This is a genomic window from Curtobacterium sp. PhB142 (genome assembly GCF_004341255.1).
In the GTDB taxonomy this organism is placed as follows: domain Bacteria; phylum Actinomycetota; class Actinomycetes; order Actinomycetales; family Microbacteriaceae; genus Curtobacterium.
Genome location: NZ_SLUT01000002.1, coordinates 258,088 through 275,554, shown reverse-complemented (window position 1 = coordinate 275,554; position 17,467 = coordinate 258,088). Strand labels below are relative to the sequence as shown.

Genomic DNA, 17,467 nt, shown 5'->3' with positions numbered 1-17,467 from the left:
AGCCTACACACGGTCGTGGCGGGGCACAAATCGTGTGCCCCGCCACGGCGTGTCAGCTGCCGTCTTCGGCTGCGGTCGCGGCCTCGATCGCCTCTTGCAGGCGCTTGTCGGCCTCGGCTGCAGCGACCAGGTCGTTGTCGGCGTAGGCCTGCTGACGGTCCTGCAGGGCGTCGTTCGCGTCGGACAGCGCCTGCTGCAGTGCGTCGTTGTCCGTGGTGCCCGAGCCGGTCGAGCCGCCGGTCGACCCGGAGCCCGAGTCGGAACCGGAGTCGGACGAGCCCGACCCGGACGAGCCGGAGTCGCTCCCCGAACCACTGGCATCGGAGTCTCCGGCAGCAGCACCCGAGTCACCGCCGAACAGCGAGTTGAGTGCCTCGTCGAGGGTGTCCTCGAACGCGATCTTGTCGCCGAACGCGACGAGCACCTTCTGCAGCAGCGGGTACGAACCGCTCGACGTGGACTGCACGTACACGGGCTGCACGTACAGGAAGCCGCCGCCGACCGGCAGGGTGAGCAGGTTGCCCTGCTTCACCGTCGAGTTGCCGCGCTTCAGGATGTTCAGCTCCTGCGACACCGTGGTGTCCGAGTTGAACAGGTTCTGCACCTGTGCCGGGCCCGGGATGTTGTCGGTCTTCGGCATCGTCAACAACGTGAGCTTGCCGTAGCCCGACGCCTTCTTGCCCTTGCCTGCACCTCCCGCGTCGGAGTCGGCGGCCAGGTAGCCGGTCAGCACGTTGCGGTTGTTCGCGCCGGCGGACTGCTGGGGGATGTAGGTCGTGTACAGGTTGTACGCGGTCTCCTGCCCCGGCACCTTCATCGTCAGGTAGTACGGATCCTGCAGGTTCGCCTTGCTCGCGGTCGTCGTCGTCTGCGCGCCCAGGGCGTTGGTGGTCGTCGACGTGTCGGCGGCGCTCGCATCCGTGTCGGTCGACCCCGTGGTGGTGGGCTCCTGTGGTGTGTTCCACGCGTCGTCACCCGAGTAGAACGAGTTCGCGTTCGTGACGTGGTAGGTGCCGAGGATCGACCGTTGCACCTTGAACAGGTCCGTCGGGTACCGGACGTGGTCCAGCAGCTCGGCGCTCATGCTCGACACCGACTTGACCGACGTCGGGAAGATCTTCTCCCACGTCTTCAGCACCGGGTCCTTGGTGTCCCACGCGTAGAGGGTCACCTTGCCCGTGTAGGCGTCGACCGTGGCCTTCACCGAGTTGCGGATGTAGTTGACCTGGTCGGTGCGGTACGCCGAGGACTCTGAACCGGCGATGCTGTCCGACAGGCTCTGGCTCTGCGAGTACGGGTAGGCGTCGCTCGTCGTGTAGCCGTCGACGACCCACTGGATGCGGTGGTCGACGATCGCCGGGTAGGCGTCGCTGTCGACCGTCAGGTACGGCGCGACCTTCTGGACACGCGTGATCGGGTCGCGGTCGTAGAGGATCTGCGAGTCCTTGTTGACCGCGTCCGACAGCAGGACCTGCTCCGACTGGAACTTCGCCGCGTAGACGAGTCGGTTGAAGAAGTTGCCCACACTCGGTCCGCCGTCGCCGGAGTACGTCGTGGTGGCGTTGCCGCCGTTGTCGTCGTCGGATCCGGACGGGTAGTCGAGCTCGACGTCCTTCGAACCCTTCGGCGCCCCCACGATCGAGTACGCCGGCGAGGTCTCGCCGAAGTACACGCGCTGCTGGAAGTCACCCAGCGCACCGTTCGAGGGGATGCCCGACTCGAGGAACACCGGCTTGCCGTCGCTCGCGCGCTGGTTGCCGAAGGCCGCGGTCACGCCGTAGCCGTGGGTGTACACGAACGCCCGGTTGTACTGGGTGTTCGCGGCCGAGCTCAGGCCGTCGAGGTCGATGTCGCGCACCGCGATGACGGTGTCCTCGGTCTCGCCCTTGACGTCGTACCGGTCGACGTCGAGCTCGTCCGGGAACTGGTAGTACTGCCGGTACTGCTGCAGCTGGCTGAAGGTGTCGGAGACGATCTTCGGGTCGATGAGGCGGATGTTCGCCGTCGTCTGGGCGTCCTGCGCGAGGGCGCCGGAGCTGGCCTCGGTGGTGGCGTCGTAGTTCTGTTCCTTGACGTCGGAGACACCGTAGGCGTCACGCGTTGCCTTGATGTTCCGCTCGATGTACGCGGACTCGTAGGTACGCTCCGAGGGCTTGACCTGCAGGCGCTGGACGATCCAGGGGTAGATGCCCCCGATGACGATCGCGGCGACGAGCAGCAGGCCGGTGCCGACGATCGAGATGCGCCAGCGGCCGATGACCGCGGTGACGATGAACAAGATCGCGACGATCGCCGCGATGCCCGCCATGATCTCGCGACCCGGGATGACCGCGTTGACCTCGGTGTACTGGGCACCGGTGATGAGCGAGTTCGACTTGGTGAGCGCCGCGTACTGGTCGAGCCACAGGCTGACGGCCTGCAGCGCGATGTAGAGCGCAGCGGTGACGGCGAGCTGGATGCGCGCGGCACGGGAGATCCGGACTTCACGTCCCCCGAAGCGCAGCGCGCCGTACAGGTAGCAGGCGGCGAGGGCGGCGAGCCCCGCGATCAGCACCACGGCCGACGAGTACGCCACGATCGAGCGCCAGAACGGCAGCTCGAAGACGTAGAAGCCGATGTCCAGGCCGAACTGCGGGTCCGTCTTGCCGAACGGGGTCCGGTTGAAGTACTCGAGCACCATGCTCCAGCGCCCCGAGGTCGACAGCCCGGCGAAGATGCCGAGCACCACCGGGATGCCGATCATGACGGCGCGGCGCAGCGGTTCGATGACCTGCTGGTACCGGTCCAGCTGCGAGTTGAGCTTCGCGTAGACCGGGCGGTACCGGAAGGCCAGTCCGATGCTCAGGAAGACCGGGATCGCCATTCCCAGGAAGCCCGCGAGGAACATCAGGGTCCCTGCGATCCACCGCGTCGTGAGGACCTGCTGGAACCCGAGCTGCGCGAACCACGCGTAGTCGGTGTACAGGCTGGCGAAGATGAAGAAGCCGATCACCAGTGCGGCCAGCACGATGATCGTGACCACGATCGGGACCCGCGGCGAACGCCGCCCCGAGGTGGACGAGGTTGTCGTCACTTGATGTGCTCCAGACGTGTCGGACCGGCGGGCCCGGCTCGCGGCGGGCCGTCAGTGCACTGATCCTATTGGACCGAGCGGACAGTGAAACTGTGCGAGGACTCAGGAACCCGGTCAGGAACCGCAGCGGGCGAGCTTCGCGGTGCTCTTCCCGTCGGCGATGGTCTGCAGGTCGGTGACGGCCTGGTCGAGCGTCGACACCTTGTAGACGTCGAGCCCGTCCGGCACGTGCCCGACGACCTCGCCGCAGTTGTCGGCCGGGGCGAGGAACACCGTCGCCCCCGCTTCCCGCGCTCCGTAGAGCTTCTGCCGGATGCCGCCGATGGCTCCGACCTCGCCGTCGGCGGTGATCGTGCCCGTCCCCGCGACGTGCTTGCCGCCGTTGAGCTTGCCGGGCGTGATCTCGTCGATGATCCCGAGCGCGAACATCATGCCGGCCGAGGGGCCACCGACGTCCTGCAGCTTGATCGAGACGTCGAACGGGAAGTCGTACTTCTCCGTGACGCCGACGCCCAGGAGCGCGGTGCCCTGCTCGTCGCGCGGGGTCACCCGGACGTCCTTCGTCGCACCGTCGCGCTCGATGGTGACGGTGGCCGGGGTCGACGTGCCGTGCTTCGCGACGAGCTCGCGCAGCGAGGTGGCGTCGGCGTTCGTCGTGAGCGGGGTGCCGTCGAAGGCCGTGATGACGTCGCCCTTCTCGATCGGACCGTCGGCAGCCGAGCCGGGCTGCACGGTTCCGACCTCGAGTTCGGTCGGCAGGTCGTTCCCCTGCTGGATCAGTGCTGCGGCCACCGCGGACTGCTGCGACGCCTGCATGTCGGCGGAGTCCTGCTGGTTCACCTGCTCGGTCGTGGTGCCGGTCGGGTAGATCGCCTCGACCGGGATCACGGCCTCGGACTTCGTGAAGATCGCCCGGACGACGCTGGTCCACGACGGACGGTTCGTCGCGTCGCCCTGGATGCCGACCGTCAGCATGTCGAGCGCACCGGCGGTGGGGTAGGTCTCGTGCCCGGAGACCTGGATCAGCTTGACGTCCTTCGCGTCCTTGCCCGTCCCCTGCTTCTGGGTCCCGATGGTGTTGTAGACCGGTCCGGGGACCTCGATCAGGTACGGGCTCGGCAGCACGCTCGCCAGGATCCCCAGCACGACGGCACCGATCACGAACGCCCACCCGACGGTCCTGGCACGCGAACGACGACGGGGCGCGGGGGTGAAGAGGGTCACGCGGGGTCCTTCCAGGGGCGGTCGCCGGGCCTGACGGCGGGGCGGTCGTCCGCGCCGTGCGGCGGGACTGTTCGCCCTCGGCGCAGCGGTTCGGGCGTTCCCACGGGGGCATCCCAGGTGCGGCCCCGTGAGCAGCGATTAGCGTAGTCGGCATGCCTGATGAACCACAGCCGGGGCCGGACGACGACTTCCAGGAGATGCTGCGCAAGCTGCTCTCGGGCGAGGGCCAGATCGACCCGTCGCAGCTCGCCGGTGCAGCCGGCCTGCCGAACGACCCGGCCTTCGTCGCGAACCTGATGAGCCAGCTGCAGCGTGCCGCGCAGTCCGGCGGCGACGGCATCGACTTCTCCGCGACCGCCGAGCGCGCCACCGCGATCGCCCGCGAGGGCGGCCACGCCGTCGACCCGGTGGCCTCGCAGGCGGCCGACCAGGCGTTCCAGGTCGCCGCCCTCTGGTTGGACGAGGTCACGACCGTGGCCGAGCTCACCGCGACCCCGAGCCTGTACACGCGGGAGCAGTGGGCGAAGGCGACGGTTCCGGTGTGGACCCAGATCGCCGAGCCCGTCGCGTTCAGCATCGCCGATGCGCTGACCGAGGCCATCGACCAGCGTGCTCCCGAAGAACTCAAGGCGATGCTCGGTGACGTCTCGAAGGCGATGCGCGGCGTCGGCGGTGCCCTCTTCGCCATCCAGCTCGGCCAGGTCGTCGGCCAGCTGTCGAAGGAGGTCGTGTCCGGCGGCGACGTGGGTGTCCCGCTGCTGGACGAGCAGGTGGCCGCACTCCTGCCGCAGAACGTGGCCGAGTTCGCCGAGGGCCTCGACGTCTCCGAGGACGAGGTCCGCATCTACCTGGCGGTCCGCGAACTCGCCCACGCACGGCTCTTCCGCTCGGCGCGGTGGCTGCGACTGCACATCATCTCGTCGATCACGGACTACGCACGGGGCATCCACATCCCCTTCGACCGCGTCGAGGAGCTCGCCGCGGACATCGACCCGACCAACCAGGAGCAGCTGCGGGACGCGCTCGCCTCCGGTGCGCTCATCCCGCCGCGCACGCCCGAGCAGGATGCTGCGCTGGCACGACTCGAGACCATGCTCGCGCTCGTCGAGGGCTGGGTCGACACGGTGACCGCCGCCGCCACCGTCCGGCTGCCGAAGAGCGGTGCCATCGCCGAGATGGTCCGTCGTCGCCGTGCAGCCGGAGGACCCGCCGAGTCCGCGTTCGCGACGCTCGTCGGCCTCGAACTGCGACCCCGCCGTCTGCGCGAGGCCGCCGCGATGTGGCAGCGGGTGACGGACGAGCTCGGTGCCGAGCAGCGTGACGCACTCTGGTCGCACTTCGACCTGGTCCCCACGTCCGACGACGTCGACGCACCGGACGCCCTGGTCGCCCGTCTGCGGAACCCCGCGCAGACCGAGGAGGACGACGCGTTCGACAAGGCGCTCGAGGACCTGCTCAACGACGCCACCGGCGCCCGTCCGCACGAGGACGAGTCCGGCCGGATCGACGACGGCGCCCCGGGCACCGACGGAACGGGCACCGGCAAGACGGCCACCGACGGAACGGGCACCGACGAGACAGGCACCGACGAGGACCACCCCGGCGACCAGCCCCGCTGAGTCCGGCACCGCCGAGTTCTCCACAGATCCACCACCCGGCCCCACGCGTGCCCCCGACTCGGGCACCGTGGGGTCATGGGCATCCGCATCGATCCGACTCTCGAGTTCGTCTGGCGCGACCCGACGACGGTGCAGCTCGGGGTCGATCCGCCTCGTGCCGTCGTCGACGTCCCGACCACGGGCGAGGAACGGTTCCTCAGTGCCCTGCGGCGTGAGACGGGGCGCGAAGCGCTGAGCGGCCTCGCCGTCACCTCGGGCTGCCCACCGGACGTCGCCGCGCGCGTGCTCGGTGCGGCGTCCCCCGCGGTGATCGACGTCCTGCCCGAACCGCTCGAACGGGTCGAGGTGCACGGGGCCGGCGGGTTGGCGGACACGATCGCGGCGCACCTGTCCGGCGAGGGCGTGACCGTCGCGCGGACCTCGTCCCCGCGGGGCGGCCCCGTCGAGCTGCCGGAGCACGAACCCCGGCTCGCCGTGGTGGTCGCCGACCACGTCGTCGACCCGGCGCTCCGCGCCGCCTGGACCCGCAGGGGCGTGCCGCACCTGGCGGTCGTGGTGGGCGACGGCCGCATCCGGCTCGGGCCGTTCGTGGTCCCGGGGGGCGGCCCGTGCCTCCAGTGCGCGGAGTTCGCACGCGTGGACGACGACCCGGCGTGGCCCGCGATCGCGTCGCAGCTGTGGGGACGACCACCGGCGCCGCTGTCACCGTGGCGGTCCGCCGCGGTGGCCGCGGCCACCACCCGGCTGCTCGTGCAGCGCCTGCCGCTCCGGTCGCAACGTGCCGACCCGGACCAGGTGGTGTTCGACCGCGACGACCTGGCCGTCAGCCGGTGGTCGGTGCCGCCCCATCCGCGGTGCGCGTGCCGAGCACTGCCAGGAACCGACTCGGAGCGCGGGCTCCCCCACGCGTGGAACCCTGTCTCGACCACGTGATCGTCACGGTCCGCCGGGCGCGGGTCAGGCCGACGTAGAACAGGCGACGTTCCTCGTCCACCTCGGTGTCGGTGGTGGCGTGTGAGATCGGCAGGAGTCCCTCGGCGGCACCGGCGATGACCACGTTCGGCCACTCGAGCCCCTTGGACGAGTGCAGGGTCGCCAGGGTCACGGCGTCGACCTCGGGCTCGTGGTGGGTCGCGGCACGGTCCACCAGGTCCTGGGTGAACTGCTGCATGGTCGTGCCGGCGGGGGCGTCCTCGGCCAGGCCCATGATCGCCTGCAGGGCTTCCCACTGCTCGCGGACGGCGCCGGTGCCCTCGGGGGCGGTCGACGTCCACCCACTGACCTGCAGCACGAGGCGGACACGGCGGGTCAGTTCGTCGTCGGTCTGCCGGATCGCCTCGCCGCGCATGTGGTGCACCGCGAGCTTGACCTCGGGCCGGTTGAAGAAGCGCGTGCCGCCCTGCACCCGGTAGGGGATGCCGTTGCGGCCGAGCGCGGACTCGAGGGCCGCGGACTGAGCGCCGACGCGGAACAGCACTGCGCAGTCGCCGTACGACGCTCCGCCAGCCACGAGTTCCGCAATCCGTCGGGCGATGGTCTGCGCCTCGTCGCCGTCGTGCACGCACGGCACCACGACGGGGTCGGGCCCGGGCTCGTCCGTCTGGGCGACCAGGTCGAGCGCGCCCGGTTGCCCGCGCATCAGGGCGTTGGCGGCGTGCACGACTTCACGGGTGGAGCGGTAGTTCCGCTCGAGTCGGACGACCGAGCCGCGGGGGAACTCCGAGCCGAAGCCGAGCAGGTAGTCGCTCGACGCACCGGCGAACGAGTAGATCGTCTGGCTGGCGTCGCCGACGACGCACAGGTCGTCGCGGCCGCCGAGCCAGGCCCGCAGCAGATCGTGCTGCACGGGCGAGACGTCCTGGTACTCGTCGACGACGAAGAACCGGTACTGCTGCCGCACGTAGGACGCCACGCGCGGCTCCGACTCGACCATGCCGAGCGTGGCGAGCAGGACGTCCTCGAAGTCGAGCTGTCGGCGGTCGTCCTTCAGGCGCTCGTAGGCCTTCATCAGGTCGATCACCCGGCGGGGCGAGGTGTCGCGCGGCATCACGCGTTCGGCGGCGGCGGCCTCGTACTCCTCGAGCGAGAGCATCTGCACCTTGCGCCACTCGACCTCGGCGGCCAGGTCGCGCAGCACCGGGGTGTCGACCGACATCCCGACGGTGTCCGCGGCGTGCGCGATCATCCGGCCCTTGGACTCGACGATCTTCGGCGCGTGCCCGCCGACGGTGTCCGGCCAGAAGTAGCTGAGCTGCGCCATCGCCGCAGCGTGGAAGGTCCGCGCCTGCACCGTGCCGGCGCCGAGCGAGCGGAGTCGCGACCGCAGCTCCCCGGCGGCGCGGGTGGTGAACGTCAGCGCGAGGACGTGGTTCGGTGCGTAGGTGCCGGTCGCGACGCCGTAGGCGATGCGGTGGGTGATCGCACGGGTCTTGCCGGTGCCGGCGCCCGCCAGGACCGCGACGGGGCCGAGCAGGGTCCGGGCGACGGTGCGCTGCTCGGTGTCGAGAGCGGCGAGGAGTTCATCGGGCGACGGCGGACGGACCTCGGCCGAACCGGCCGAACCGGCCGAACCGCCCGAACCGGCCGAACCGGCCGACCCGCCTGCACCGCCCGGACCAGCGCCAGCCGGCACCGGCCTACCACCAGCACTGCTCACGGCAGGTCCAGCGGCCCGCCGTACCACTCCTCGATGATGGCGCGGGCGATCGAGGTCCGACCGGGCAGCAGCAGGGTGTCCCCCGCGCGCTCCCGGATGTCCTCGCGCGAGAACCAGCGCACGTCGAGGATCTCGACGCCGTCGGGCCGGGCAGTGGACGGGTCGCCGTCCACTGCGCGGGCACGGAAGCCGACCATCAGCGACGCGGGGAACGGCCACGGCTGCGAGCCGAGGTACTCGGGCTCCTCGACGTGCACGCCGGACTCCTCGAAGACCTCGCGGCGGACGGCGTCCTCGAGCGACTCCCCCGGTTCGACGAACCCGGCGAGCAGCGAGTAGCGGTCGGCGTCCCACGCGGCGTTCGAGCCGAGCAGGATGCGGTCGTCGGCGTCGACGACACCGACGATGATCGCGGCGTCGGTACGCGGGAAGTGCTCGTGTCCTTCAGGGTCGCGGCGCACCCACCCGCCGGTGACGACGTCGGTCGCGGACCCGGTGCGGGGCGAGAAGCCGTGGACGGCGTGCCAGTTCGCCATCGCCACGGCCTCGACCGCCAGGCCCTGGTCGCGCGGGGACAGCTCGGTGCCGAACATGCGCAGGCTCTCCCACGCGTCGTCGGACGGTTCGATGGCCGACGCGGTGGCGTCGTCGACGAGGGCCGCGACGAAGCGGGTGCCGGCGGGGGCGTCGGCAGCGTCGGACACGGCGCGGCCGAGGTACAGCGTCACGGTGCCGTCCGGCACGTCGGCCGCGGTCACGAACCGCAGGGTTCCGTCGGCGTTCCGGAGCATCTCCGAGCCGTGCACCGGCAGGTACCTGGTCGCGGAGTCGTCGCGCAGGACCCGGTCGAGGTCCGGCGTCGTGCGGAACTCGGCGTCGCGGTCGAGTTCGTTGCGGGACAGCGGGAGCCGGGAGGCGAACTCGACGGTCACGGCAGAGGGCTCCTCGGTTCAGGTGCAGGCGAGGCCTGCGGGCGGGGCGTGCGGCAAGGCGTACTGGGAAGGCTTCGGGAACAGCGTGGCGTGCACCGGTGCAGGCGTCACGCACCTACCCTGAGGGGCATGGCGGGATCCCAGTTCACTCTAGCCGCGTTGGCGACGACGGCCGTGCCCGGTCTCGTCGTCACGGGCACGCGCACGCTCGGCTCGGCCGCGGCCGGCGACTACGAGTCGGCTCTCCTCCGCGACGCCGACGGCGCCCTGACGGTCATCCGACGTCCCCGGAACCAGCGGGCGGAAGCACGGCAGTCGGCCGACCTCGTCGCGATCCGTGCGCTGAGCGCCGGGATCCGCACGCGCCTCCCGTTCGGTGTGGCCGAGTACCGCGGTCAGGCGCCGATCGGATCGACCCGCGCCATCGTCACCACCCGGCTGCCGGGCGCGCACCCGACGCTCGCGTCGTTCGCCGAGCGCCCCGAGCTCGCCACGAGCGTCGGCCGCGCCCTCGCCGCGATCCACCAGCTGCCGACGAGCTTCGTCTCGGACGCCGGCCTGCCGTCGCTCACCCCGTTCGAGGTGCTGCGCTCCGCCGTGTCCGTGATGGACCGCGCCGTCGCCACCAAGCTCGTGCCCGCCGCCCTGGTCGAACGGTGGGAGGGTGCCGCGCGCGACCAGCAGCTGTGGCAGTTCACGCCCACCGTCGTGCACGGATCGATCGGCACCGGCGTGCTGCTCGTCGACGGCGACGCCGTCAGCGGGATCCTCGACTGGGGCGAGCTCCGACTCGGCGACCCGGCGAAGGACCTCGCCTGGGTGCTCGCCGGCCGACGCGACGCCTTCGACACCGTCCTGAGCGCCTACGAGGCGAACGGCGGCGGACGCGACCGTCAGCTCGCGCAGCGCGCCCGGGTGCACCACGAACTCGAGACGGCGCACTGGCTGCTGCACGGCGTCCAGGCGAAGAGCACCGAGGTCGTCGACGACGCGGTCGCGATGATGCACCGGCTGGTCGACGCGGTGCACGCGCCGAGCGCGGAGCCGCTGCAGTCGGTGTCCCCCGAGACGATGGAGATCGGCGAGGTCGAGCAGTTGCTGTCGTCGACCGAACGCCGACACGGCTGACCTCCGCTCCGACGTTCCGGCTCGTGCGCCGCGCTCACCGCTGCCGAGCGGTCACACAACGTCGTCCGCCCCGCGTTCGAGCGACCGTCCACGACCAGTCCGCATCCGCCGACGGGCTGTCGTGACCAGTGGCGGTCGCGCTGGGCGTTGGGCGCGACTGCCGGGAGGCCCGGTGCCGGTCCGCGAGACCGGCACCGGGCCTCCCGGGTGGCGGGCTGGGCGCGGCGCGCTCCCCGCCCGCGTCCGGCACCGAGCGGTCACGACTCCCCGCCCTCCGAGCACCGACCGGCCACGAACCGTCGGCCGTCGAGCCTCGCACTGACGGCCTGTGACCGGTCGCCGTGCACGCCGCGGGATGTCGCGACCCCTCGTCGGTCAGCCGATCGCGGCCGTCCAGGCGCGCTCGAGTCCGGCACGGTCCAGCAGCTCGGTCGGACGCACCTCGAGGTCGTCCGCGACGAAGTAGAACACGGCGTCGACCTGGTCGAGCGGTCGACCGGTGAACTCGGCGTAGGCCACCCGGTACAGGGCGAGCTGCAGCGTCCGTCGGGCCAGGTCGTCGGCACCGGACGGCGCCTTGCCCGTCTTCCAGTCGACGACCTCGGCACGCCCGTCGATCTCGTAGACGGCGTCGAGCTTGCAGACGACGCTGTGCCCGAGGAACGGGATGTGGATCTCGCGCTCGACCTCGACCGGCGTGCGGCCGGCCCACCGTGAGCGGGCGAAGGTGGCCTGGAAGTCGGCCAGCCGTCGGGCGTCGTCGTCCGTGACCACGGCGTCCGGCGAGGCGTCGACCAGGTCGTCGGCGTCGAGGTCGAGCTCGTCGCCCCACACGTCGAGGGTCTCGAGCGAACCGCCCGTGCGGGCACGCTGCTCCACCCACTGGTGGAAGAGCGTGCCGAGCCGGGTCGCTCGGTACGGGCGCTCCGGCATCGGCCGCCGCAGGCGTTCGGCCACCTTGTCCGGCTCGGTGAGGTAGTCCTTGAAGCCGGAGGCCGGCACGCGGTGCGGGACCACGACCGCGTGCTTCGCGTTCCGGGTCGCGCGTCGTTCGGCGAGGAGCAGGTCGATGTCGGCCGCGTACCGGCCGGAGGCACCGGGGTTGGCGTTCCGGACCCGCTCGGCCGCCGCCAGCACCCGGGGCGCCCGCTGCCCGAACGGCACGTGCGGCCAGAGCTGCTGGGCGCCGTCCTCGCCGAGGGGGTTCTCGTCGTGCACGGTGGTCTCCGGGATCGCGGTGCCGTCGACGACCCCGGCCTCGACCAGGTCGTGCAGGTACCGGCTCGGCTCGGTGGGGCGCACGCCGCCGGCCCAGAACGAACCGGACACGAGCAGGTCGTGGCGGGCACGGGTCAGCGCGACGTACGTGAGTCGGCGTTCCTCGTCCTCGTTGCGGGCCTTCACCTGCTCCTTGAAGGCGTCGATCGCGGTCGTGACGTCCTTCTGGGTCTCCTGCCCGCGCCACGCCAGGCTCGGCAGCTCGGCGCCGTCCCCCCGGAACTCGTACGGCAACCGGCCGAAGCCGAGCCACCCGGACGAGCCCTCCTGCGGCCGCGCGGGCAGGCCGCCCTCGACCATGCGCGGCACCGCGACGGCGTCCCACTCGAGGCCCTTCGACCCGTGGATCGTCAGGATCTGGACCGTGCCGGCTTCGGGTTCCTCGGAGCGCGGGCCCATGTCGTCACGGCGGGCGGCGGCGTCGATCCACCCCAGGAAGGAGCCGAGGTCGGCACGGTCGTCGGTGGACACGAACCCGGCGAGCTCGTCGATGAAGGCGTCGAGGTACGCCCCGCTGCCCTGCTCGTGCGCCGCGACCTCGATGTCGAGCCGCATCTCCTGCACCACGAGCGTCACGAAGTCGACCAGGTCGCTGCCGGCCCGCGACCGCAGCATCGCGAGCTGCGTGCCGAGCGCCCGCATCCGGCTGCGGCCGGCGGGCGTGATGCCCTCGAGCGCGCCGTGCTCGTCCGGTGCGGTCGCCACGAAGTCCAGGGCGTCGACGATCGAACCGTGCTCCCCCGCAGCCACCGAGGCGCGGAACGCCGCCGTCAGCTCGTCGTCGAGCCGCTGCTGCGTGTGGTCGCGCTGGAACAGCCACCGCGCGAGGTGGTGCAGGGCGACGACGTCCGCCGCGCCCACCCGCCACCGGGCACCCGCGAGCAACCGGATGAGGTCGTTGCCGGCAGCCGGGTCGTGCAGCACCCGCAGGCACGCGACCAGGTCCACGATCTCGGGGCGCTGCAGCAGGCCGCCGGTACCGAGCACGTGGAAGGGCACCGCGCGCGCTCCGAGCGCCGCGGTGAACGACGCCAGGTCCTTGCGGGCACGGAGCAGCAGGGCCATCGACCCGGTCGGGTTCCGCTTCCGGTGGCCCTGGAACCACGCGGCGACCTCGTCGGCTTCTTCCGGCAGGGTCTCCGGGAACACCGCCCGCACCGTCCCGGCGTCCGCACCGGGTCGCGGTGACAGGCGCTCGACGTCGACCTCGGACGCCTCGGACAGCGGCGCCACGATCGCGTTCGCCCCCGCGAGGACGTCGACCGGGTTCCGCCAGCTCGTCGACAGCGCGAACGTCACGGGCCGGACCGCGTCCGGCTCGGTGCCGCCGAAGTCGTGCGGGAAGCGTGCGAGGTTCGCGGCGCTCGCACCGCGGAACCCGTAGATCGACTGGTGCGGGTCACCCACGGCCATCACCGAGTGCCCGCGGAACAGCCGGGCGAGGAACCGGGTCTGCACCACCGAGGTGTCCTGGTACTCGTCGAGCAGCACGACGCCGAACCGCTGCCGCAGGTCCGTGACCACCCGCGGCGCGGACTCGGCCGCGGCGAGCGCCAGGGCGATCTGGTCGGAGAACTCGACGAAGCCGTGGTCGACCTTCTGCCGTCGGAACTCCGCGACCAGGTCGGCGAGGGGCTCCAGCGCACCGATCGCCGCGACGGCGTCGGTGATCGCCTTGTACGGCTTGCCACGGTTGCCGGGCAGTTCGAGCAGGTCGGAGAACTCGACGGCGAACCGGCGGAGGTCCTCGGGTTCGACGAGGTGCTCGGACGTGGCCCCGGCGAGCGCCACGACGGCCGCCGTGAGGGTGTCGACGTCGCGGTCGAGTCCGGCCAGTCGGTCGTCACGCGCGGCCACCACGACGCGGCGGGCCAGCTGCCAGGCGGACGGTTCGGTCAGGACCTGGGACTCGCCGTCGCGGCCGACGAGCAGGGCGTTCTCGCGGAAGACGGCGTTCGCGAACGCGTTGTAGGTCGACACCGTGGGCGCCTCGAAGGCGTCGCCCGGGGTGATCAGGCCGACGTCCTCGAGCGCACGGATGCGGTCGTTGATGCGCACCGAGAGCTCGCCGGCGGCTTTGCGGGTGAAGGTCAGACCGAGGACCTCGTCGGGGCGGACCATGCCGTTCGCGAGCAGCCAGACCACCCGCGACGCCATCGTCTCGGTCTTGCCGCTGCCGGCTCCGGCGACGACCAGGGCGGGGGTGAGGGGGGACTCGATGACGGCGCGCTGCTGTGCGGTCGGGCGCGGGCGGCCGAGGGCGTCGGCGATGGCGTCGGCGCCGTGCTGGACCACAGGCGCAACGAGGACGTCCGTCGTGCCCGTCGAGCCCGTCGCGTCGGTCGTGTCGGTCGTGTCGGTCGTGTCGGTCACCAGGTCACCTCCGAGACCACGTGGATGCGGCACTCGACGCCGGTCCGGGCCTTCTCGCAGTGGTCGTCCACGTTCGCCAGGAAGGTCCGTCCGGCCATGCCGCGCGCGACCCCGTGCAGGCGCTCCCGGTAGGCGTCGCGCGCCTCGGCGTCGAACGCGTGCTGGGTGCGCTCCGAGTAGGCCTGCCCGCCGCGGGGGTTCTGCACGAACACGAGTCGGGCGTCCGTCATGGGCGAGCCGGCCGGAACGCCCTCGACCGCGCCGTCCTCGATCGCCAGCTGGTACGCGCCGAGCTGCGGGTGCTCCGGCATGTCGTTCTTCTCGCTCGGCATCGACCGTCCGGTCTTCAGGTCCACGACGCTGACGCGGCCCTCGGGGTCGACCTCGATGCGGTCGATGCTGCCGCGCATCCGGGCGGGGCCGGTGACCAGGGCGAACGAGGTCTCGGCGCCGAGCAACCGGCGGCCAGCGCCCGCGAAGGTCCGCAGGTAGTCGCTGAGCCCCTCGATCATGCGGCGGGTGCGCGCGCGTTCCCGATCGGCCACCCACGGCGACTCGAAGGTCAGTTCGTCCCACCGGGCCTCGACCCGCTCCCACAGCGACTCGACGTCGATCTCGGTCGCGTGCTCCATCGCCTCGTGGACGATCGTGCCGATCCCCATCGCCGGACTCGGCGCACCGCCGCCGAAGGTCTGCACGAACCAGTGCACCGGGCACTCCTCGAACGTGCCGATGCGCGACGGTGAGACGGACACGGTCGGTGCGACGGGCTCGCCGCCCTCGACGTCGGGCACCGGCTCGGCCTCGAGGTCGACCAGCGGCTCGTCGGTGGTGGGCTCGGCGAGGCCGTACCAGTCGTCCGGTGCAGCCCCGGGGACCTCGGCCTCGGCCAACCGGGCCAGCGCCGAGGCGGCCTCGTGGTCGCCCGACAGGACGACCCGACGTCGCAGGGACCCAGCCAGTCCGCGCAGGGACAGCGGGTGCACGGTCGGCTGCCGGTCCGGCGGCACCGGCACCAGGCGGACGAACGGCGACGGGGACTCGTCGTCGTTGGCGACGGTGCCGATCACGACCTGCGTGGTCGCGCGGGAGACGGCGCGGGCGAACAAGCGGAGTTCATCGGCGACCACCGCGGCGCGGTCGTCGATCGGCGAACGCTCGGCCCCCGACGCCGCACGGACCAGCCCGTCCGGGTCGAGCAGACTGCCGCGCACCCGGGTGTTCGGCCACACGCCGTCCTGCAGTCCGAGCACCACGACGACGTCGCACTCGAGTCCGATCGTCGCCGAGGGGGTGAGCACCCGGACCCGGCCGGCGGTGCGGTCGGGGCCGATGGAGTCCTCGGGCAGGTCGGCGCCGAGCAGGTCGTCGACGAACACCCGGGCCGGGGCGTCCGGGGTGCGTTCGACGAACCGCTTGGCGGCGGTGAACAGGCCGACGACGGCGTCGAGGTGCCGGTCCGCTTCGCCGGCTCCGACCCCGCCGGCTGCGGACTGCCCGCCCCACGACTTCGCGAGGCCGCTGCGCTCCCACAGGCCCCAGAGGATCTCCTCGATGCTCGACCCGGCCTCGGCGTCGGCGTGTGCCTGCACCAGGCTGCGCGCGAGTCGTGTCGCCCGTCTGGCGAAGCCGGCGTCGACCGTGGCCAGACGCTCCGGGGCACCGAGCGCGTCGATCAGGAGTTCATCGGCCGTGCGGGTGCCGTCGCCGGCGAGCTCTTCGCGCCGCAGGGCGAGCCGCAGCCGGCGCATCGCCAGGGTGTCGAGTCCGCCGAGCGGCCCGGTGGCGAACGCGGTGGCCAGGGCGGCGTCGAGGGGCAGGACCCCGAGGGCGACCGCCGCGGCGTCGAGCAGTGCCCGCGCCGCCGAGTCGTCACGGGGGCGGACGGGCGCGGCACCGGCGGTCGCGGGGACCTCGGCCACCGAGAGCGCACGCACGAGCTCGGGGATCGCGGCGCCGCTGCGGGTGACGACGGCCATCCGGTGCCACGGCACGCCGTCGAGCAGACGGTGCTCGCGGAGCCGTCGGGCGACGGCGACGAGCAGCGCCGACCGGCTCGCCGCCTCGAGGTGCACGACGGCGTCGGCTCGGGCGTCCTCGTCACTCGCCGTCGCCGCGCGCTGCCGACCGGCCGCTGCCGTGCCGATGCGCCCCGTGATCCCGGAGACCAACGACCGGATCGGCGCGGGGTACCGATGCACGGTGCCGAGGAAGAGTTCGTCGACCCGGTCCACGCCGAGCCGCACGGCCAGGCGCCCGAGCACGTCCGGTTCGGCCCCGCGGAACGCCGAGGCGGCGATGTCCGGGTCGCCGAACGCGACGACCTGCACGTCGGACCGGGCGAGCGCACCGAGCAGTGCCACCTCGCCCTCGACGAGTTCCTGGGTGTCGTCGACCACGATGAGTCCGAGGGCGGCGATGCTCGCCGGGAGTTCCCCGCGCAGCACAGCCGCGGTGGCGAACGCGACGAGCTCACCGGAGTCGAGGCTGGTCGCACGGAACGCGGTGACCGAGGCCCGGTACTCGTCGACGAAGTCACCGACGGCCCGCCACTCGGGTCGACCGCCCTCGTCGCCGAGCTCGCGCATGTCCTCGGGCTCGACGCCCGCCGCGACCGCACGCATCATGACGTCGCGCAGCGCGGTCCGGAACCCGGCGCGCTCCCGCACCACCGCGGTGATGGGTTCGGGCCAGTCCGGACCGGTGCCGTCGAGCTCGTGACCGGCGAGCAGGTCGGCGATGATGCGGTCCTGCTCGCCACCGGTCAGCAGCGTGGGCGCTTCCTGCCCCTGGACCGCGGCGGCGTGCGCGACGATCTGGAAGGCCAAGGAGTTCACGGTCCGGGCGAGGGCTCCGGGCACCACGCGGTCGACGGCGGCGGCGAGGCGGTCACGCAGGGCGGTGGCCGCGGTCCGCGACGAGGTCAGCGCGAGCACGGTGGCGTGCCCGTCGGGGCTGATCGCGTCCGGTCGGCGCAACCGGTCGGCGACGAGCCGGGCGAGCGTGGTCGTCTTGCCGGTACCGGGAGCGCCGATGACCGCTGCGTGTCGGCCGTCGGGCAGCGCGAGCACGGCGGTCTGGGACGGGTCGTCGACCAGGGCGCGTGCGACGCCGACGTCTGCGGGGGCTGGCGTCAGCGTGGTCTGCGGCACGCTCGTACGGTACCCACGACCGCCGACACCAC

The 17,467-nt window shown here is 72.2% G+C and carries 9 protein-coding genes; 3 read left to right on the top strand and 6 right to left on the bottom strand.

All coding sequences use genetic code 11. The features are described 5' to 3' along the window. Positions 1-52: 52 nt before the first annotated feature. Together EDF31_RS04695 and EDF31_RS04690 are read right to left on the bottom strand one after the other, a co-directional pair. Positions 53-3,022, bottom strand: a complete 2,970-nt coding sequence (locus EDF31_RS04695) for a UPF0182 family protein (protein ID WP_173169512.1) — start codon at positions 3,020-3,022, stop codon at positions 53-55. 165 nt (positions 3,023-3,187) lie between these two features. Then, positions 3,188-4,297 carry a S16 family serine protease gene (locus tag EDF31_RS04690; RefSeq protein ID WP_243649853.1) on the bottom strand — a complete coding sequence of 370 codons (1,110 nt, stop codon included), beginning with the start codon at positions 4,295-4,297 and terminating at the stop codon, positions 3,188-3,190. Between the two features lie 152 nt (positions 4,298-4,449). On the opposite strand from EDF31_RS04690, the gene EDF31_RS04685 reads away from it, so the two are divergent. Together EDF31_RS04685 and EDF31_RS04680 are read left to right on the top strand one after the other, a co-directional pair. Beyond that, positions 4,450-5,916: a zinc-dependent metalloprotease gene (locus EDF31_RS04685; RefSeq protein ID WP_243649851.1), complete on the top strand. Its 1,467-nt coding sequence runs from the start codon at positions 4,450-4,452 to the stop codon at positions 5,914-5,916. 75 nt (positions 5,917-5,991) lie between these two features. Beyond that, the gene (locus EDF31_RS04680; RefSeq protein ID WP_131845359.1) at positions 5,992-6,849 is read left to right on the top strand and encodes a TOMM precursor leader peptide-binding protein; all 858 of its coding nucleotides are present in this window, start codon (positions 5,992-5,994) and stop codon (positions 6,847-6,849) included. Here EDF31_RS04680 and EDF31_RS04675 read toward each other — a convergent pair. Together EDF31_RS04675 and nudC are read right to left on the bottom strand one after the other, a co-directional pair. Continuing rightward, complete coding sequence (locus EDF31_RS04675) at positions 6,740-8,548, bottom strand: ATP-dependent helicase (RefSeq protein WP_131845358.1); 1,809 nt, start codon at positions 8,546-8,548, stop codon at positions 6,740-6,742. The genes EDF31_RS04680 and EDF31_RS04675 overlap by 110 nt on opposite strands. Positions 8,549-8,568: 20 nt before the next feature. Further along, positions 8,569-9,504, bottom strand: a complete 936-nt coding sequence (nudC, locus tag EDF31_RS04670; RefSeq protein WP_131845357.1) for an NAD(+) diphosphatase — start codon at positions 9,502-9,504, stop codon at positions 8,569-8,571. A gap of 129 nt (positions 9,505-9,633) precedes the next feature. On the opposite strand from nudC, the gene EDF31_RS04665 reads away from it, so the two are divergent. After that, a complete protein-coding gene (locus tag EDF31_RS04665; protein ID WP_123294087.1) occupies positions 9,634-10,632 on the top strand; it encodes a phosphotransferase in 999 nt (332 codons plus the stop codon). 375 nt (positions 10,633-11,007) lie between these two features. On the opposite strand, the gene EDF31_RS04660 is transcribed toward EDF31_RS04665, so the two are convergent. After that, positions 11,008-14,283, bottom strand: a complete 3,276-nt coding sequence (locus EDF31_RS04660; RefSeq protein WP_243649849.1) for an ATP-dependent DNA helicase — start codon at positions 14,281-14,283, stop codon at positions 11,008-11,010. Next, positions 14,280-17,435 carry a UrvD/REP family ATP-dependent DNA helicase gene (locus EDF31_RS04655; protein ID WP_165901327.1) on the bottom strand — a complete coding sequence of 1,052 codons (3,156 nt, stop codon included), beginning with the start codon at positions 17,433-17,435 and terminating at the stop codon, positions 14,280-14,282. The genes EDF31_RS04660 and EDF31_RS04655 overlap by 4 nt, the downstream gene beginning before the upstream one ends. Positions 17,436-17,467: the final 32 nt, after the last annotated feature.

What these genes read in the sequence shown, in the direction of transcription:
- EDF31_RS04680 (WP_131845359.1), top strand. Translation starts at nt 5,992, where the DNA reads ATGGGCATCCGCATCGATCCGACTCTCGAGTTCGTCTGGCGCGACCCG.
- EDF31_RS04665 (WP_123294087.1), top strand. Translation starts at nt 9,634, where the DNA reads ATGGCGGGATCCCAGTTCACTCTAGCCGCGTTGGCGACGACGGCCGTG.
- EDF31_RS04685 (WP_243649851.1), top strand. Translation starts at nt 4,450, where the DNA reads ATGCCTGATGAACCACAGCCGGGGCCGGACGACGACTTCCAGGAGATG.